19 protein-coding genes are annotated in these 17,866 nt (G+C 61.6%); 8 read left to right on the top strand and 11 right to left on the bottom strand.

Going from position 1 to position 17,866, the window contains the following annotated elements; translation table 11 throughout:
* Nucleotides 1-4: 4 nt before the first annotated feature.
* The 3 genes from HCZ30_RS16035 to HCZ30_RS16025 form a co-directional block, all read right to left on the bottom strand.
* Entirely contained in the window at nucleotides 5-556 is a 552-nt protein-coding gene (locus HCZ30_RS16035; RefSeq protein ID WP_167639324.1) for a 2OG-Fe(II) oxygenase, read from the bottom strand.
* A 128-nt stretch (nucleotides 557-684) separates the two neighbouring features.
* A complete protein-coding gene (locus tag HCZ30_RS16030) occupies nucleotides 685-1,296 on the bottom strand; it encodes a LysE family translocator (RefSeq protein WP_167639323.1) in 612 nt (203 codons plus the stop codon).
* A 90-nt stretch (nucleotides 1,297-1,386) separates the two neighbouring features.
* Nucleotides 1,387-1,773, bottom strand: a complete 387-nt coding sequence (locus HCZ30_RS16025) for an SDR family oxidoreductase (protein ID WP_348640407.1) — start codon at nucleotides 1,771-1,773, stop codon at nucleotides 1,387-1,389.
* On the opposite strand from HCZ30_RS16025, the gene HCZ30_RS16020 reads away from it, so the two are divergent.
* The gene (locus HCZ30_RS16020) at nucleotides 1,672-1,995 is read left to right on the top strand and encodes an FAD:protein FMN transferase (protein WP_167639335.1); all 324 of its coding nucleotides are present in this window, start codon (nucleotides 1,672-1,674) and stop codon (nucleotides 1,993-1,995) included. The two genes, HCZ30_RS16025 and HCZ30_RS16020, sit on opposite strands and share 102 nt — an antisense overlap.
* Here HCZ30_RS16020 and alr read toward each other — a convergent pair.
* Both alr and HCZ30_RS16010 read right to left on the bottom strand, forming a co-directional pair.
* Entirely contained in the window at nucleotides 1,992-3,092 is a 1,101-nt protein-coding gene (gene alr / locus HCZ30_RS16015; protein WP_167639322.1) for an alanine racemase, read from the bottom strand. The genes HCZ30_RS16020 and alr overlap by 4 nt on opposite strands.
* On the bottom strand, nucleotides 3,089-4,243 hold the full coding sequence (locus tag HCZ30_RS16010) for an amidohydrolase (protein ID WP_175581067.1): 1,155 nt from the start codon (nucleotides 4,241-4,243) through the stop codon (nucleotides 3,089-3,091). The genes alr and HCZ30_RS16010 overlap by 4 nt, the downstream gene beginning before the upstream one ends.
* 57 nt (nucleotides 4,244-4,300) lie before the next feature.
* Here HCZ30_RS16010 and HCZ30_RS16005 point away from each other — a divergent pair, with 57 nt between their 5' ends.
* Both HCZ30_RS16005 and HCZ30_RS16000 read left to right on the top strand, forming a co-directional pair.
* Nucleotides 4,301-5,254 (top strand): LysR family transcriptional regulator, encoded by a 954-nt coding sequence (locus HCZ30_RS16005; protein ID WP_167639321.1) that lies wholly within the window; start codon nucleotides 4,301-4,303, stop codon nucleotides 5,252-5,254.
* 106 nt (nucleotides 5,255-5,360) lie between these two features.
* A complete protein-coding gene (locus HCZ30_RS16000) occupies nucleotides 5,361-6,425 on the top strand; it encodes an ornithine cyclodeaminase (RefSeq protein ID WP_167639320.1) in 1,065 nt (354 codons plus the stop codon).
* Here the strand turns inward: HCZ30_RS16000 and HCZ30_RS15995 are convergent.
* The 4 genes from HCZ30_RS15995 to HCZ30_RS15980 all read right to left on the bottom strand — a co-directional run bounded on the left by HCZ30_RS15995 (nucleotide 6,422) and on the right by HCZ30_RS15980 (nucleotide 11,110).
* A complete protein-coding gene (locus tag HCZ30_RS15995; RefSeq protein ID WP_167639319.1) occupies nucleotides 6,422-7,600 on the bottom strand; it encodes a GAK system CofD-like protein in 1,179 nt (392 codons plus the stop codon). The two genes, HCZ30_RS16000 and HCZ30_RS15995, sit on opposite strands and share 4 nt — an antisense overlap.
* 117 nt (nucleotides 7,601-7,717) lie before the next feature.
* Entirely contained in the window at nucleotides 7,718-8,821 is a 1,104-nt protein-coding gene (locus tag HCZ30_RS15990) for a M24 family metallopeptidase (RefSeq protein ID WP_167639318.1), read from the bottom strand.
* Nucleotides 8,822-8,870: 49 nt separating this feature from the next.
* Nucleotides 8,871-10,460 carry an ABC transporter substrate-binding protein gene (locus HCZ30_RS15985; protein ID WP_167639317.1) on the bottom strand — a complete coding sequence of 530 codons (1,590 nt, stop codon included), beginning with the start codon at nucleotides 10,458-10,460 and terminating at the stop codon, nucleotides 8,871-8,873.
* A gap of 65 nt (nucleotides 10,461-10,525) precedes the next feature.
* Nucleotides 10,526-11,110, bottom strand: a complete 585-nt coding sequence (locus tag HCZ30_RS15980) for a helix-turn-helix domain-containing protein (protein ID WP_167639316.1) — start codon at nucleotides 11,108-11,110, stop codon at nucleotides 10,526-10,528.
* 235 nt (nucleotides 11,111-11,345) lie between these two features.
* On the opposite strand from HCZ30_RS15980, the gene HCZ30_RS15975 reads away from it, so the two are divergent.
* The 5 genes from HCZ30_RS15975 to HCZ30_RS15955 are packed head-to-tail and all read left to right on the top strand — an operon-like array spanning nucleotide 11,346 to nucleotide 15,311.
* A complete protein-coding gene (locus tag HCZ30_RS15975; protein ID WP_348640408.1) occupies nucleotides 11,346-12,338 on the top strand; it encodes an ABC transporter permease in 993 nt (330 codons plus the stop codon).
* 12 nt (nucleotides 12,339-12,350) lie between these two features.
* A complete protein-coding gene (locus HCZ30_RS15970) occupies nucleotides 12,351-13,253 on the top strand; it encodes an ABC transporter permease (RefSeq protein WP_167639314.1) in 903 nt (300 codons plus the stop codon).
* The gene (locus tag HCZ30_RS15965; protein WP_167639313.1) at nucleotides 13,250-14,080 is read left to right on the top strand and encodes an ABC transporter ATP-binding protein; all 831 of its coding nucleotides are present in this window, start codon (nucleotides 13,250-13,252) and stop codon (nucleotides 14,078-14,080) included. Before HCZ30_RS15970 ends, HCZ30_RS15965 begins: the two co-directional genes overlap by 4 nt.
* The gene (locus HCZ30_RS15960) at nucleotides 14,077-14,832 is read left to right on the top strand and encodes an ABC transporter ATP-binding protein (protein ID WP_167639312.1); all 756 of its coding nucleotides are present in this window, start codon (nucleotides 14,077-14,079) and stop codon (nucleotides 14,830-14,832) included. The genes HCZ30_RS15965 and HCZ30_RS15960 overlap by 4 nt, the downstream gene beginning before the upstream one ends.
* Nucleotides 14,829-15,311, top strand: a complete 483-nt coding sequence (locus HCZ30_RS15955; RefSeq protein ID WP_167639311.1) for a GAF domain-containing protein — start codon at nucleotides 14,829-14,831, stop codon at nucleotides 15,309-15,311. Before HCZ30_RS15960 ends, HCZ30_RS15955 begins: the two co-directional genes overlap by 4 nt.
* A gap of 278 nt (nucleotides 15,312-15,589) precedes the next feature.
* Here the strand turns inward: HCZ30_RS15955 and arsJ are convergent, their stop codons facing one another.
* Both arsJ and HCZ30_RS15945 read right to left on the bottom strand, forming a co-directional pair.
* Nucleotides 15,590-16,837 carry an organoarsenical effux MFS transporter ArsJ gene (gene arsJ / locus HCZ30_RS15950; RefSeq protein ID WP_167639310.1) on the bottom strand — a complete coding sequence of 416 codons (1,248 nt, stop codon included), beginning with the start codon at nucleotides 16,835-16,837 and terminating at the stop codon, nucleotides 15,590-15,592.
* Entirely contained in the window at nucleotides 16,837-17,847 is a 1,011-nt protein-coding gene (locus HCZ30_RS15945; protein ID WP_167639309.1) for an ArsJ-associated glyceraldehyde-3-phosphate dehydrogenase, read from the bottom strand. The genes arsJ and HCZ30_RS15945 overlap by 1 nt, the downstream gene beginning before the upstream one ends.
* Between the last annotated feature and the right edge of the window lie 19 nt (nucleotides 17,848-17,866).

The raw sequence follows: 17,866 nt of genomic DNA, 5'->3' as shown, positions 1-17,866 counted from the left end.
CCGCTCAGCGGAACGCCGGACCGTGCACCCAAGTGGTCAGCGAGTATCGAATCCCCTCGGTGACTTTGGTCACGCGGTGGGGGATGAAGCTGGGGAATAGGGTCGCGCCGCCACGCTCGGTCGCGGCTGTTTCAACTTGGCCTGTACCGTTGAGCTCGAGCAGGCCGCCCTGATAGTCGGCCGCATCACTAAGCTGCGCGACGAGCGTCAGTTTGCGCTTTTCCGCGAAGGTGCCAGCGCCGATGTCCGAATGCCAGTCGAAGTGGCTGTCGTTGTTCGCCTCGTAAATTGCGACCTGCGACCGCTCCGCAAACTCGGTCAGGTCAAAGCCGAAGTGCTCGCGGTTGGCGCTGGCAACGGTCGCCATGACGCGGTCGAAAACCCAAGCGGCATCTCCTGTTTCGTCCAGCCACGAAATACGCGCGGTACGGATGCTTTCGTTCTGGCGACCACGTACGAGGCCGGCTTCGCGCGGGCCTTCGGCCATCGCGAGGCGGATGATCTCGTCGCATTCGCTGGTAGAAAACATGGCGCTGATGTTGAGCGGGGTAAGCATGGCGTTACTCGGCAAAAGAGGAATCGTAGACGCGCTTGCTACTCACTCTCGCGTTGCAAATCTTCGTGGATTGCGACCAATTGTGTGGTCGCAATCGGAGCGCCTGTTTTCGACATGTCCGGACGCAATCAGGCGTTCGATGTGCTTTCAAGCGCGAGTTTGAGGCCGAGTGCAGCAAACGATGCGGCAAAGGCGCGGCGCAGCCAGTTCATCGCGCGCTCGCTTTGCAAAAGGCGCTGGCGGCCTGTCGCGGCGAGCACTGCATATCCCATGAAAACAACGAAGGTCATAGCGGTGAAGCCGAAGCCAAGTTCGACTAGCAACCCGAACGAGCTGCCTGCCGGAACGAACTGCGGAATGAACGCAACGAAGAACAGCGGGATCTTGGGGTTCAGGATATTCAGCAGAATGCCGCGCCAGACGAGGCGGGCGGCGGGTTCGGGCTTTGATGGCTTAACCGACAAGCCGCCGCGATCGTTGATGACGGCCCACGCCATCCAGAGCAGGTAGGCAACGCCCGCGAACTTGATCGTCTGGAACAGTACCGCGCTGGTGTGAAGGATCGCCGCAAGGCCCGCGAGGGCAATGGCCAAGTGGAAAACCGTGGCCAGCGTACAGCCGACCGACGCCCAGAACCCTGCGCGCAAACCGCCGCCGAGGGTGGACGACAGGGTGTAGATCACGCCAATGCCAGGTGCGAGGCACATGATGAAAGCGGTCACGAGGTATTCGATGGTCATAAAAAATGCTCCCGCAAACTGGTTACGGGAGCACGCTAGGCGACGGTGGGCTTTTGGTAAACGCATAAGTCGAGGGGAGGGCTTCGCGCGTTACCAGCAAGTGTAGCCGCCGTCGGCCTGTACGATGGAGCCGGTCATGAGGCTCGCCGCTTCGGACGCGAGGAAGAGAACGACCGATGCGACCTCCTCGGGCTTGCCCATGCGGGCCATCGGAGTGCCGCCGATCCAGTGGCGGTACATTTCTTCGTCCTCGTAGACGTATTTGTTCATCTCGGTTTCGATGTAGGTCGGCGCGACAGCGTTGACGCGGACACCGCGCGACGCCCACTCGGCTGCGAGCGAGCGGGTGAGGTGGTGAACTGCGGCCTTGGACGAATTGTAGTTCGCCTGTTCCTGCGGGCGGTTCACGATGTCGGCGGACATGGAGCCGATGTTGACGATCGAGCCGCTACCGCGACTTCTGGCGACTATCGCCATTGGCTGACCGTCGGCACGCAGCGACTTTCCCACACAATGAACCCGCGCTTGCAAGCGCCGCTGGTGAATTCGCCGGCCTCCGTCACAGTGCTGGCACCCGCCTGCATGACAGCCGATGCCTGGGCCACCGCGCTAATGGTGCTGGGCCGCGATGCAGGCACGGCGGTGGCAAAGCGCTACGGCATTCAGGCGATGTTCCTCGAACGCGAGGTCACGGCCTAGCGGTAGATGCGCAGGTTCCGCCCGCCCCAGTCGGTGTAAAGCTCGGCCATGATCGTGCCGAACTGCGCTTCTGACTGGGCGGTCGTGATCGCCGTTTCTCGGCCACCGAAGAGGTAGACCTCCTGACCGACCCGCACATCCAGCCCCGTGACATCCACCGTGATCGTGTTCATCGAGATTTTGCCGACGATGGGCGCGCGCTGCCCGCCGATCAGCACTTCGCCGCGCCCTTGGGATACGCGGGTGATCCCGTTGGCGTAACCGATAGAAATCGAGGCAATGCTGCGCGGCGCATCAAGGACATGCGCACGGTCGTAGCCGACGGTCTGTCCGGCCTCGTAGTGCTGTAGGCTGACCACGCGCGATTTCAGGTCCATCGTCGGCGCAAAGCCCGCGTCCTGCCGCAGAATGCCGTAGAAAATTGCCCCGCAGCGGAACATGTCACCAACAACAGGCACATCGCTGATCAGGGTCAAAGAACTGCCTGCGTGAACCGTGACGCGGGTACGGTCGAGGTCGCTGTGACTAAACACCCATCGCACCTGTTCCTGAAACAGCCTATCGCTTGCGCGGAGGTCTTCGGGTGCGTTGGACGGGAAATGGGTCGTGATGCCGACAATCTGCGCGCCCAGCAGGCGGATGATCTCGAAACACTCGGCGCGGCCCTCGGGCGATCCGATTTCTAGACCGTCCCGCGACATGCCTGACGCGTTCAGCGCGAGGTGAGCGGGGGTGTCCGGCTGCTCTGCCGCGAGATACGCGGCGATTTCGACGGACGAGACCTGTTCTTCGACGCGGTGCTGCTGCGCTTCGGCAATCTCGGACACTGTCGCGGCCCTGATCCTGATCAGCGTGCCGTCAAATCCCGCCTCGCGGACGGCGCGGGCTTCCTCGTTCGAGGTGATGCCGATGCAGTCGATGCCATGCGCCATGACCAGCGGCACCACCTGCGAAATGCCATGCCCGTACGCATCCGCCTTCATCACCGCGCACATCCGCTTGCCCTCCGGCAGCAGACTAAGCGCAAGGCTGATGTTGGTCAAAATGCGGTCGCGGTGGATGTCGCACCAAGAACTGGGGCAGGGCGGCAGGGTCATTTTTCCGGCGAGCCGAGTATTTTCTGTACGATCCCGCAGAACTGGTCGATCACGATCGGCAGCAGGGTGTCGGGGAAATCGTAGTCGGGATTGTGGAGTTGCGGGCAGTCCTCGCCTGAGCCGACGTAGAGCATCGCGGCCTTCGCGCCGTCATCGCCGAAACGCCCGAAGTCCTCGGACCAGCGCATCGGAAGGGCCATATCGCTCAGAGCATGACCTTGTTCGCGGGCGACTTCGGCGGCGATGGCGGTGGCCTCTTCATCGTTGGTAACAGCGCGGAAAATGTCGTGCCAATGGACCTCGGTCCGCAGGCCGCCGCAATGCTGATCCACCAGCGTTAGCGCGTCGGCAATCAGCGTTTCCATCCGTTCGTTGGCCATGCAGCGCAGCGTGACACGCAGCTCGCCGTCGGCGGGGGAGATCCCGAATGTCGGCTCTCCGAGGTTGGCGTGGGTCAGGGTGGCAAGGGCGAAAGCGTCGTCACCAATCACGCCGTGGCTCAGCGTGGGCAGTGCAGTCATCAGCGCAGCCATTGCGGCGGCGGGGGAAAGGCCGTCTTCGGGCGCGGCAGCGTGGGAGCTCTTGCCCTCCAGCAAGATCTGCATCCCGCGGGACGCGCAATTTCCGGCCCCTGCACGCACACCGATTTCGCCCATGGGGCGGGCGGGGACGTTGTGGTAGGCGAAGGCATAGTCGGGCTTGATCTCGAGCCAGCGCGGATCGTCGATCACGGCTTGCGCGCCCGCGCCGGTTTCCTCGGCGGGTTGAAACAGCAGAACGACGCGGCCCGTTGTGGGGCGCTGGCCAAGACGCATCACCACGCCCAGCATCGACACCATATGACCGTCGTGGCCGCAGAGGTGGCCTTTGCCTTCGACCTCGGACTTGTAGGGCAGCGCGGAAATTTCGCGGATTGGCAGACCGTCGAGTTCGCAGCGCAGCAGAACGGTCGGGCCATCCGCCGTGCCTGTGAACTCCGCCGCGACGCCGTGGCCACCAAGGCCCGTCCAGATGCGGTCAGCGCAAAGGCTTTGCAGCTCGGCCACGATGCGCGCGGCGGTTTGTTCTTCCTCGCCCGAAATCTCGGGGCGGCGGTGCAGCTCGTGGCGCAGGGCGACGAGATAAGACAGGCGGTCGTTGGAAAGGGACATGAGGGACTTCCGATTGATTGTCGCCAACAAACCCGTTTGTGGGCTAGAAGACAAACAATGAAGCGCATCCAAGACATCGACCTCAAACTGCTCCGCACGTTCAAAGCGATTGTGGAGGCGGGCGGAGTGTCGGCGGCTCAGGTGGCGCTGAATACCTCCCAGTCGACGCTCTCGACGCAGCTTGTCGAACTGGAGGCGCGGCTGGGGTTCACTCTGTGTCGTCGCGGGCGGGGCGGGTTCGCGCTGACGCCCGAGGGAGAGAAACTGCTGGATGCGCTTGACGATCTGATTGCGGCGACCGAGCGGTTCCAGAACGCTGTTGCCGATATTTCGGGCGAGATGCGAGGTATTCTGCGGATCGGCGTGATGGACGCGATGCTCAGTAACACCGCTTGGCCGCTGCATGAAGTGATCGAGAAATTCTCCAATGCTGCGCGCGAAACCGTCGTCGATCTGACGCTTGTCGCGCCTGCCACGATGGAGGCCGCGCTTGTCGAAGGCCGCCGCGACGTGGTGATCGGGCCGTTCAGCCAGAAGAACGCCAGCCTTGGGTATATCCCGCTCTATCAGGAGCGCCATTCGCTCTACGCCAGCCAGCATCACCCGCTGGCGCAGTTGGCCGAGGTTACGTTCGACGACCTGCGCAAACACGGCCTCGTCGCAACGCCGAGCGAGCTTCAGCGGTTGCCCTACATTCGCAAGCAGTCTGGGCGTGGCGGTCGGCAGTTGGCCGTCGCGGCAACGGTCGACCAGATGGAGAGCCACGCGATTCTGATCAAATCAGGGCGCTATGTCGGTTTCATGCCGGAGCATGTGGTGCAGACCTCGGATGGTTTTGTGAAACTGCGGACAGGGACCGAGCTGCAATATTACTCGCCCATTTACCTTGCTCACCGCAAAGATGCCGAGCTGAACCTGATGCTGCGATCCTTCCTTAATCGGGTGAGAGAGCAAAAGCTGGTCGCGGGGCCGCTGACGCAGGCGGGAGCGGTGACTGAACTCACCGAGTAGGTTGCATCGAAAAGCCCGATGTAACTGACCTAAACCTCCAATGTTTCGGCGGGAAAATCTGCGGCAGGCTTGTTGAATGCTTTCCTCCCACGCCCAGATTATCCCTATGACCGATACACAGTTCGCCCCCGCTCCGTCCTCGCTGGCCTATGTGCCGTTCCTGTCCGTCGAGAACATGATGAAGATGGTCCACGCTATCGGTGTGGAGACCTTTCTGACCGAACTCGCAGGCTACATCGAAGACGATTTCAAACGCTGGCCCGAATTCGACAAGACGCCCCGCGTTGCTTCGCATTCGCGCGAAGGCGTGATCGAGCTGATGCCGACCGCCGATAGCGACAACTACGGCTTCAAGTACGTGAACGGGCATCCTAAGAACACGAACGAGGGTTACCAGACCGTCACTGCGTTTGGCGTGTTGTCGTCCGTGGCGAATGGTTATCCGATCCTGCTGACCGAGATGACCGTGCTGACGGCGCTGCGCACGGCGGCAACCTCGGCACTGGTGGCGAAGTACCTCGCGCCCGAAGGGTCGCAGACGATGGCGATGATCGGCAACGGTGCGCAGTGTGAATTTCAAGCGATGGCGTTCCGCGCGCTGCTGGGTATCGAAACGTTGCGTCTCTATGACATCGACGCCAGCGCGACCGAAAAGGCAGTGCGCAACCTCACCGCGCAGGGCTTCAAAGTGACCGCCTGCAAGAGCGCCGAAGAGGCCGTCGAGGGTGCGGAGATCATCACGACCTGCACAGCCGACAAGCAATACGCTACGATCCTGACCGATAACATGGTCGGGCCGGGTGTGCACATCAACGCCATCGGCGGCGACTGCCCCGGTAAGACGGAGTTGCACAAGGACATCCTGCTGCGCTCCTCGATCTTTGTCGAATACCCCGAGCAGACCCGTATCGAAGGCGAAATCCAGCAGCTGGACGAAGACTACCCCGTGACCGAGCTTTGGCAGGTGATGCTGGGGCAGGCACAGGGGCGCACCGATGCGCAGCAGATCACGCTGTTCGATAGCGTCGGTTTCGCGATCGAGGATTTCTCGGCACTGCGCTACGTTCACGCCAAGGCAACAGACGGCGGCTTTGCCGAAAAACTGGACCTGCTCGCCGATCCTGATGATCCGCGTGACCTGTTCGGGATGCTCCAGCGGGCGAACGCTTAACCGAACGACACCAGCATTTCGCAGATGGCCTTGGGGTCGTAGCGGTCGGGTTTGGTGCCCGCCGCGTCGAGGGTAATGCACTGGATACCGAAACGGCTGCGGAGGGTTTCGCAGTCGTTTTCATTTGCGTCCGGCTCGCAGAGGACGTGCGTGATGAACGCGCTGGGCTTGGCCTTTGGTGCATCGGCCATCAAGGGGGCGAGGATCGCCTCGAACTGTTCGACCAGCGAATATCCCTGCGCTTCGGGGTCGTGGCCCATGCTGGGAATGTAGATCTTCGGCACATGGCGGGCAGCGACGGCTTGCCCTACGCCAGCGGGCAGGAGGTTCGCGATGACGCTGCTGTAGAGGCTCCCGGGCGGGTAGCAGATGACATCTGCCTCTTCGATCAGGTTGCTGTTGCGCTTGGGCAGCGGGAAGTCGGCCGGCGCCAGCTCGCGGTCTCCCTCGCACACGAACAGACGGCTGATTTTCTGCGTGAGAGGCGGAGCCTCTTTGCCGCTGATGTTGCGCTGGCTGAACACTTTCGTCCCATCCGCCAGTTCAACGCCAAGGTCCAGATTTCGGTCGACAATTGCGCGGACGGTGCCCTGCACGTCAACCATCTTGGACATCAGAAACAGGACGGGCTCCAGCTCGCGGTTGTTACTGAGGTAGCCGCCCGCGATGATCAGGTTGCCGATGCTGGCGTTGCGGTAGTCGAAATCGTCGCTGACGTGGGCCGAGAAAGCGGCCAGCGAATTGCGGATCAGGCTGCGCATCGGTTGCGAAACCGCCTTCACCAGCGGATGCGAGCCGTCGACCATCTGCGCGACCTCTGCGGCCAGCGCGTCGTTTTCACCATGCTTCGGCAGGCGTTTGGAAAACAGCGCATAGACGTCAGGCTGACCGAGCACCGTTTCGTCCGCCAGCGCCATCAAGCGGCTGCGCAGGTCTCCGATCGCGGGCATGTCGAACGCTTCGCGCAGCACCTGTGAACTGCCGCCGCTATCGAAGGGCGTGATCAGGTGGACCGAGTTGAAGGTGTACTTCTTCAGCGTGCGCGAAATGTCGTTGAGTGCACTGCCGCCGCTGAAAAACAGGATGCGCGGGCCAAGGTGCGGAACGCTGAGCGCACGAGAGACACGCAAGGTGTCGGGCAGCGCCAACTGTTTTTCGACGGTAACCTTGACCATACGGGCCCTTCATTGCGCTTGCGCGGTTCGTTCTGCTTACTTTGGCAAACGTAGCGCGGCCCGTGAAGGTTCAAATTTCTTCGGGTGATTGGTGCCGACAGGGCCGGCACCAATCGTTTACTTGCGGATCATAGTGAGAGGCATGTCCGAAAAGATCTCTGCTCCGTCTTCGCGCAGTATGACGATCTCTTCGAGGCGGATGCCGAATTCTCCCGCTAGATAGACGCCGGGTTCAATGGAGAACACGTTGCCCTTAGCCAGTTCGACGTCCGAGGTTGCGGTGATGTAGGGCGGCTCGTGGATGTCGATGCCGAGGCCGTGGCCAGTGCGGTGCAGGAACTTGTCGCCGTAGCCAGCTTCGGTGATCACATCGCGCGCAGCCTTGTCGACGTCACGCGACAGCGCGCCAGGTTTGGCGGCGGCGAGGGCGGCCTGAACAGCGCGGTCAACGACGTCGAAGACCTTGGCGTATTCCTCGCTCGGCTCGCCGAAGAAACCGCAGCGGGTCATGTCGGACGGATAACCGCCCAGACGGCAGCCGGTGTCGATAAGAACGGCGGTGTCTTTTTCCAGTTTCTTGTCGCTGGAATAGTGGTGCGGGAATGCGCCGTTTTCGCCAAAGCAGATCGAGCAGAACTCCAGCGTCGCGCCGTTGGCTTTGTAGTGGTCGTTGATGATCGCTTGGATTTCGCGCTCGGTGATGCCTTCGCGCAGGCTGTCGAAAGCATTGGTGACGGCTTCATCGTTCAGCTTGTGCGCGGCTTTGATCAGCGCGAATTCGGCCTCGTCCTTCATCGCGCGGAGTGCACCGACGGTGTCATCGGTGAAGCGACGGACAGGTTGGTCGAGGGCGTCGATCACGCGCAGTGCAAAGTCGGCGCGCATGGTCTCGTCAAGTACAACGGAAACGCCCGAACGGGTCGCGCCGGTTTTCTCCAGAAGCTCGCTCAGTGCGGCTTCGGGGCCAGCGTCGTCGGTCCATTTATGCAGCGGAAGGTCGGTATCCTTCGACGCCGCGTTGGCGTTGAGCTTGGGCATCAGGAAACCCGCGTAGTCCTGACTGACGACCAGCAGCACGGGGCGTTCGTCGCCATGCGGGTGAACGCCCGACAGCCAAGCCATATGGCTCGACGGGCCGAGGACGACCAGATCGGTGTTGGTGGCGGCCATGCAGTCGCGCAGGGCGGAAAGGCGGGCGGCGGTTTGCGGGAACGCGGTCATGATGGCTCCGGAATGGGGTGGGGGCCGCCGCGAAGCGGCCCCGTGTCTGTTATTGCTTGTCTACGAGGCGGTAGTAAACGAAGTCCGACGTCGCACCGTTCACATAGCCTTCGACGTTATCGGCCATGGCGACCTGATACGCGGCCTGGAACATGATGACGATGGGCGAGTTTTCCTGAACCTTCTTCTGGAGGTCCTGATACATCTCGAGACGGGTCTCGGCATCAGCCTCGGCCAGAGCGGCCATCGTCTCTTCGTTCATGTCTTCCGGCACGGCCCAAGCGTTGCGCCATGTGGTCGTCGCTGCATATGAGTCGTCCGAGTTGTCGGAGTTGTATGCAAACGCCTTTGCATTCGAATGCGGGTCCATGAAGTCGGGGCCCCAATACAGCAGCATGGCTTGGTGGGTACGCTCGCGGTACTTCGTGATGACCTGAGCCCCGGTGCCGGGCAGGATCTCGAAGTTGATGCCCGCATCGGCAAAGCTGGCCTGAAGCGACTGCGCCATATCGGTGAACGGCGCCGCGTTGATCACGTCGAGCGAAACGGTGATCGGGGTTTCGATACCGGCTTCATCGAGGATTTCCTTGGCCTTTTCAGGATCGTAGCTGAACGGTGTCTCGTCGTACGAACCGGGGAAGCCTTTGGGCCAGAACGCTTGGTGCACTTCCATCTGACCGTTGATGATGGTGTCGGTCATGCCGGTGTAGTCGACCAGATAGCGCGCGGCTTCCCAGACAGCCGGATCGGTCAGGCTCTCGGTTTTCTGGTTGAACGACAGGAAGTGGACGGCGGCCTGCGGGAAGGTTTCGACCTTGATTTCTTCGCTATCGAGCGATGCGATCTGGTCGGGCGTCAGGTTGCGGGCAAGGTCGATGTCGCCCTGTTCGAGCAGAAGCTGCTGGGTCGCGGCTTCGGCAACGTGGCGGATGATGACGGAGTCGATTTCCGGCGCGCCGTTGAAGTAGCTCTCGTTGGCGCTCATGCGGACCATCTGGGCGGGCGAATAGCTGTCGAGCTTGAACGGGCCGGAGCCTGCTGCGTTCTCGTTCAGCCACGCGTTGCCCATGTCGCCGTCAACTTCGTGCTCCATGACGAGTTTGCTGTCGACGATGGACGCGGGGCGCGATGCGAGGACGTTCAGAACGAAGTTCGACGAGAAATCGCCTTCGTATTTGACGGTCACGGTATTGCCGTCGGCGGTCACCATGTCGTCCACGTTCTCTGCGGTCCAACCAAGCTGGGCGAGGATGAAGGCGGGCGTCAGGTTCAGTTTGATGACGCGGCCGAACGAATAAACCACGTCCTCTGCGGTGACTTCGTTGCCCGACGCAAAGGTCGCGCCGTCGCGCAGGGTGAAGGTGATGGTCTTCGCTTCATCATCGGCAGTCCAGTCGGATGCAAGGCCGGCGGCGAGGGTTGTGGTGTCCTCGGCATCGTACTGAACCAGACGGTCGTAGAGGTTGGTGACCAGCTCGCCCGAGGTGAATTCGTACGCCTGAGCGGGGTCGATGGCGACGATGTCGTCGATGTTCTGGGCAACGACCAAAACGTCGTCAGGGGTTTCGGCAAACGCTGCCGGTGCCGCGATGGGCAGGATCAGCGTGGATGCCAGTAGAATGGAACGGAATTGCTTCACGTCAGTCTCCTTGTTGGAACGGTTTAACGAATGCGGGCGGTTTTGCGCCTCTTGGTTTTGTAATCTCAGGTCAGCTCGATGCCCTTGGGGTGCAGCACGCTGAGCGTGCCGGTCCACAGGACGCGGGCAGGGGAGTCGGTGGGGTTCTTCCAGCGGTGCGGGGTGCTGCCGTTGAAGTGCAGGCTGTCGCCGCACTCCATCGCGATGACCTCACCGTCGAGCGTCTGCTCGATCCGGCCTTCGAGGATGAACAGCACCTCTTCGCCCTCATGGCTGACGGTTTCGGAGGTGTAATGCGGCGGAATGTTGAGGATGTAGCTCGACATCGCAGCACCCGGATATTCGGCGGCGATGGTCTCATACGTGACGGGCGATCCGGCAACCGAGAACCGATCACGGCGGTTGGCGCGGCTTAAACCATCAGACGGTTTGGACGAAGTGATGAAATATTCGAGGCCGGTGTCCAGCGCGGTCGCGATCTGCGCCAAGGTCCCCAGGGAGGGAGTCGCATTATCGCGCTCGACCTGACTGAGATAGCCCACGGAAACGCCCGCTTTTTCACCAAGCGCCTGCAAAGTAAGGCCAAGCTGCTTGCGTCGCGACCGGATCGCGAAGCCGAGTTGCGGTTCGTTTTTGCGCGGCTTTGACATCGGACCTCATACTCGAATTGGCCGTTTTCGGGTGAAACGAGTCACCTTGCGAACAGCGGGAACAACCCAAGGGTTACAAAAAAAAATTGATCTGGCAAAATTTTTTTACTGATACAAAAAATTTTTTGTGCATCATGAGGGCGAGCGCTGATTTGTCAGCACCCCGAAAACCGAAGGATGATCCGTGCCAGCAGACGCCCCAGTTTCCAAAAGGCTTCAACGAAGCGCAGGCTCCATCGGCGGATTCGTCGTTGTGACTTTGCTGACCTTCATCGGCCTCTTGGCGATCACGTTCTTCATCGGACGTGTGGTCCCGATCGACCCCGTGCTGTCAGTCGTGGGCGACCGCGCCACGCAGGAACAGTACGATGCGGCCAAGATCGCGCTGGGGCTCGACCGTCCGCTGGTCATGCAGTTCTTCAGCTATGTAGGCGACGTGTTCCAAGGCGATCTGGGGCGGTCGATCTCGACCAACCGCGATGTTGCTGCCGATCTGACGCGGGTGTTTCCCGCCACGCTGGAGATGGCGACGCTCGGCATCATCATCGGCGTCGGCCTTGGCGTGCCGCTCGGCGTTTATGCGGCTGCGCGTCAGGGATCGTGGGTCGACCAGATCATCCGCGTCTTTGCGCTGCTTGGGTATTCGGTGCCTGCCTTCTGGCTTGGCCTCGTCGGACTGGCGGTGTTCTATGCCGGTCTTGGCTGGGTTTCCGGACCGGGGCGGGTGGACATTTTCTACGAGGGCCTCGTTCCCGCTCGCACAGGTTTGATGCTGGTCGATGCAGCACTTGCCGGCGATTGGGACGTGTTCTGGAACGCCCTCGACCATCTTGGTCTGCCCGCCGCGATCCTTGGGTTCTTTTCGCTCGCATACATCGCGCGGATGACCCGTAGCTTCATGCTCGATCAATTGGGGCAGGAGTATGTGACCACCGCGCGCGTCAAAGGCGTGCCGGAATGGCGTGTCATTTGGGGGCACGCCTTCCGCCCGATCCGCGTGCCGCTAATCACCGTGATCGGCCTGTCCTACGCGGCGCTGCTTGAAGGCTCGGTGATGATCGAGACCGTTTTCAGCTGGCCCGGCATCGGCAACTACCTGACGGTCGCGCTTTTGAATGCAGACATGAACGCGGTCCTCGGCGCGACGCTGGTGATCGGCGCTGTGTTTATCCTCATCAACAAGCTGTCGGACGTGCTCTACCGCGTTCTCGACCCGCGTAGCCGGTAAGGGGAGGCGATTATGACGACCAGACAATGGCTCCTCGCCGACTCGCCAAGTTCCAAACTGCAAGCCAACCTCGGCCGCGGTTACCGGATGATGCACGCGCTGCTGCGCAATCCGCTGGCGGTCGTGGGCATGGTGATCCTGCTGGTGCTGATCTTTGCGGCTGCGTTCGCGCCGTGGATCGCGCCCTATAGTCCCATCGGCCAGAACCTTGGTGAGCGTCTGCTGCCGCCGTCGTTCGAACACTGGATGGGAACCGACGAACTGGGCCGCGATATCTTTTCCCGCGTGGTTTACGGCGCGCGGATCACGCTGATGATCGTGGCGCTGGTCGCTGTGATCTCCGCTCCGATGGGCCTGCTGATCGGAGCTATCGCGGGCTACTTCGGCGGCTGGACCGACCGCATCCTGATGGGCGTGACGGACGTGTTCCTGTCGATGCCAAAGCTGATCCTCGCGCTGGCTTTCGTTGCCGCACTCGGGCCGGGGATCGAAAACGCCATCATCGCCATCGCGATCACCGCGTGGCCTGCTTACGCCCGTATCGCGCGGGCAGAGACGATGACCTTCCGCAATTCCGAGTTCATTTCCGCCATGCGCCTCCTTGGTGCGTCCCATGCGCGGATCATCACGGGGCATGTGCTGCCGCTGTGTACCTCTTCAATGATCGTCCGAGTGACGCTCGATATGGCGGGGATCATCCTGACCGCTGCGGGCCTCGGTTTCCTTGGCCTCGGTGCGCAGCCGCCGCTGCCCGAATGGGGCGCGATGATTTCGCGAGGGCGCACGTTTATTCTCGACCAATGGTGGGTCGCGACGATGCCGGGCTTTGCGATTATCCTTGTATCGCTGGGCTTCTGCTTCCTTGGTGACGGTCTGCGCGATGTGCTGGACCCCAAACAGGGAGGCAAATCATGACCCTTCTGAGCGTTGAAAACCTCCGCGTAAGTTTCCCCACGCCCTCCGGCCCTGTCGAGGTCGTCAAAGGGCTGTCGTTCGACCTCGGCCGTGAACGGCTGGGGATCGTCGGCGAAAGCGGCTCCGGAAAATCCATGACGGGGCGCGCTATTCTGCGCCTGATCCGTTCGCCCGGACATCAGATCGCCGACAAGATGGAGTTCGACGGCATCGACCTGCAAAACCGCAGCGAACGGCAGATGCGGCAGCTTCGCGGTGCGCGGATTTCGATGGTGATGCAGGACCCCAAGTTTTCGCTGAACCCCGTGATGACCATCGGCGCACAGATCGCCGAGGCGCTGCGGGTCCACGAAAAGCTTCCCCGCCGTGCTGTGCGTGCCCGCGTGCTGGAAATGCTGGAGGCCGTGCGGATTAACGATCCCGAACGCGTCATGAAGCTTTACCCGCACGAGGTTTCGGGCGGCATGGGCCAGCGCGTGATGATCGCGATGATGCTGATCCCGCAGCCCGATCTGCTGATCGCGGACGAGCCGACATCTGCGCTTGATGTATCGGTGCAGGCGCAGGTGCTCGACCTGATTGATGAGCTGGTGCGGGAAAAGGGCATGGGGCTGATCCTGATCTCTCACGACCTCAACCTTGTGGCGCGGTATTGCGACCGGATCATGGTGATGAACGCGGGCCGTGTGGTCGAAACCTGCGCAGCCGATGATCTGCACAAGGCGCAACATCCATATACCCAAGGCTTGCTCGCCGCCGTGCCGCGCATGGAAGAAACCCGCGACGAACTGCCGGTTCTGGATCGCAGCCAATGGAGCGGCACATGACGGCCATATCACTCCGCAATGTCGATATTTCCTACGGCGACACGAAGATCGTGCACGGCGCGACATTCGACGTGGCCGAGGGCGAGAGTTTCGCGCTGGTGGGCGAAAGCGGGTCCGGCAAGTCCACGATCCTCAAGGCAATCGCGGGCCTTGCCCCCGAGTGGACGGGCGACATCGACGTGCTCGGCCAGTCGCGCGGGCATGGCGTGGACTACCGTTTTGCCAGCCGCTGCCAGATGGTGTTCCAAGATCCCTACGGCTCGCTCCATCCGCGCAAAACCGTGGACAGTGTGCTGACCGAGCCGCTGAAAATCCACGGCATCGGCAACCGCGATACCCGCGTGAAGGACATTCTAAACGCCGTCGGCCTCGACCAACGGTTCCGTTTCCGCTTCCCGCACCAGCTGTCGGGCGGGCAGCGTCAGCGCGTCGCGATTGCCCGCGCGTTGATCCTCGAGCCGCGCGTCATGCTGCTGGACGAGCCGACTTCGGCGCTCGACGTGTCGGTGCAGGCGGAGATCCTGAACCTGCTCAAACGGCTGAGGGCAGAGCAAGGGCTGACCTACCTGATGGTCACGCACAACCTGCCCGTCGTCGGGTTCATGTGCGAACGCATGGCGATCATGAACAAAGGCCGGATCGTGGAAATCGCGCCGTCGACGGCGCTGCACGATGGAAGCTTCGGCGATCCCTACAGCCAATCACTTTACGCCGCGTCTGGCGGCAATCCCGATTTGAAGGAAATAGTATGACGCCGACCGAGACTTTCACGCAGGCGCTGTCACAGGCAAAGACCGAAGCCGCCGTTTACGAGGCGCTTTGCACGCTGGGCAAGGAACTGGTCGGGGCCAAGCTGTTCACCGTGATGACTGCCGATATGGACGCCATGCTCGCGCGCCGCGTTTTTACCGATGACGCGGAGAACTACCCGACCTCGGGAACGAAGCCTGTCGAGCTGAACAGCTGGTTCGATGTCGTGCACGGTCGCCACGAAAGTTTCGTCGCCAATACGCTCGACGATATCTCTCAGGTCTTCGGTGATTGGGAACTGATCGGTCAGCTTGGCTGCGGATCGGTCGTCAATCTGCCGGTCGTCATCGGCGGCAAGATGGTCGCGACCGTGAATATGCTCCACGAGGCCGGCTACTACACTCCAGATCGTGTCGCAGTGATTGAGGGTCAACTGACCCTCCCTGCGACTGCGGCGGTCTCGATCGCTTCCAACTTTTGACATCCCACTCTTCCCGGGATCTCTCCCTGGCCCCGCTTCGGCGGGGCTTTTTTTATGCAAAAAGCCGCGGCACCAAGGGCCGCGGCTATCCGTCTCGGGAATGCAATACGAGAGCGTCAAGGCCGAGGGAGGAGGTTAGCGTTCCGAGAAACGGCGCATCCTGCATAGGCGCAAAACTATGCAGCAGCGAAGCTCGTCATTCTCGTTCGGCTATCGGCCTTATGCGTTCGGTATACTGACGCGCACGTCAGCGAGCTAGGCCCGCCACTTCAACACTGTCATGCCGCCAGCGCGGGGTTTGCTGCCAGACGGCGAGCGGACAGCCAGCTTAGCAACGCAAGGGTTCCCGCAGTGGCGAGGCAGAGGGGCAAACCGCCCGCCTGATAGCTCAGGCCCGACAGCAAAGTGCCAAGCAAACGGCCCGCCGCGTTGGCCATGTAGTAGAAACCGACGTCCAGCGTGACCCGTTCGGCACCCGCGAAAGCGAGGATCAGGTAGGAGTGGACGGACGAGTTGATCGCGAAGATGAATCCGAACAGCAGGAGGCCGATGACCAGTGTCGGCGTCAGGATTTCGGGCGGTAAGATCATCGCGGCGATGGCCAGCACGAACGGCAGCGGGGTCAAGTAACCGACCCAGTGCATCGCCTTCTGCGTGATCTCGCGCTGCGGGCGGCCTTTGGCCTTGAGTATCTGCGGCGCGAGGCCCTGAACGAACCCGTAGCCGATGATCCACGCCGCCATGAACCCGCCGACGAGGAAGAACGCGAGGCGGTTTCCGTCCGGTGTGCCGTCCGACAGGATGGTTTTGAAGTAGATCGGAACGCCGACCACGAACCACACATCGCGCGCTCCGAACAGGAACACGCGGGCGAGGGACAACTGGTTCACGCGGCTGTCCTTGGACATGACGGCAGAGAACTTCGTGCCCTTTTTGCCCTGCGGCAGACCCGGCGGCAGGAAGGCGATGATGGCGATCAGGATGATACCCAGCACGACTGCCATCGTGATGACCGACGCGGTGAAGCCCCAGATGCCGAGGATCGCAGCGCCGAGGAAGAAGCCCAGACCTTTGATCGCGTTCTTCGATCCGGTAAGCCATGCGACCCACTTGAACAGGCCGTCGTCGCCGGAAGGGGCGAGCAGCTTCACGGCGGACTTGGACGACATCTTGGACAGGTCTTTCGCAACCCCGCTCGCGCCTTGCACGACCATGACATAGACGACCGATAGTGCGATGCTCCACGACGGATCGAGGCCCGCCAACGCGATGAGAGCCGCGATCTGGATCGCAAGACCCGCATAAAGCGTCGAGGCCAGCCCGAACCGCGCGGCGATCCAGCCCGCAGCAAGGTTGGTCACGATGCCCGCGATTTCATACAGCACGAACAGGTATGCGAGCTGGATCGGTGTAAAGCCCAGCTCGTTGAACCGGAGCAGCACCAGCATCCGCAGCGCGCCGTCGGACAGCATGAACGCCCAGTAGGCAGCCGTGACGGCGGCGTAGGCCCGCAAACCGTTCTGCATCAGATGCTACCGCCGACCATGCGGGCGATATCTGCGAGGCGGCAGGCATAGCCCCACTCGTTATCGTACCACGCGTAGACCTTGAGCTGGGTGCCGTTGATGACCATCGTCGACGGCGCGTCGATGATCGACGAGCGCTTGTCGTTGACGTAGTCGCAGGACACGAGCGGACGGGTTTCATAACCGAGGATGCCGTTCAGCTCGCCCTCTGCGGCGGCTTTGAACATCGCGTTGACCTCTTCGGCGGTGGTTTCGCGCTCCAGTTCGAACACGCAGTCAGTGATCGAAGCATTGAGCAGCGGAACGCGCACGGCATGACCGTTCAGGCGGCCTTTGAGTTCGGGGTAGATCAGCGTAATGGCGGTGGCCGAACCCGTGGTGGTCGGGATCAGGTTCATCAGGGCAGACCGCGCACGGCGCATGTCCTTGGCAGGGCGGTCGACGATGGTCTGCGTGTTGGTCACGTCGTGGATCGTGGTGATCGAGCCGTGTTTGATGCCGAAGTTTTCGTGCACGACCTTCACCACGGGTGCGAGGCAATTGGTGGTGCAGCTGGCTGCGGTCACGAGGTTATGCTCTGCCGCGTCGTAGTCGCCGTGGTTGATGCCATAGACGATGTTCAGCGCGCCGCCGTCCTTGACCGGAGCGGAAACGACGACCTTTTTGATGCCTGCCGCGAAATAGGGGGCGATTTTCGCCTCGGTTTTGAAGACGCCGGTGCAATCAATCACCATGTCGATGCCCATTTCGGCGAGCGGCAGGTCTTCGATCTTTTTCTCGGCGGTGACGCGGACTTTTTGTCCGTTCATCGTCAGGCTGTCGTCATCGAATGACACCTCGGCATTCCAGCGACCATGGACACTGTCGAACTCCATCAGCAAGGCGTGCTGTTCGGGCGTGCCGACGGAATCATTGATCAGGACAAGCTCGCCGCCGCAGCCGTTGTCGATCAGATCGCGAAGCGCGAGTTTGCCGATGCGTCCAAGACCGTTGAGGGCGATGCGAGTCATATCCGTCTCCTTTGCTGGG

Source organism: Marivivens donghaensis, assembly GCF_011806565.1.
In the GTDB taxonomy this organism is placed as follows: domain Bacteria; phylum Pseudomonadota; class Alphaproteobacteria; order Rhodobacterales; family Rhodobacteraceae; genus Marivivens; species Marivivens donghaensis_A.
The sequence above is the reverse complement of the archived record's forward strand: the minus strand, read 5'-3'. Positions and strand labels throughout refer to the sequence as shown.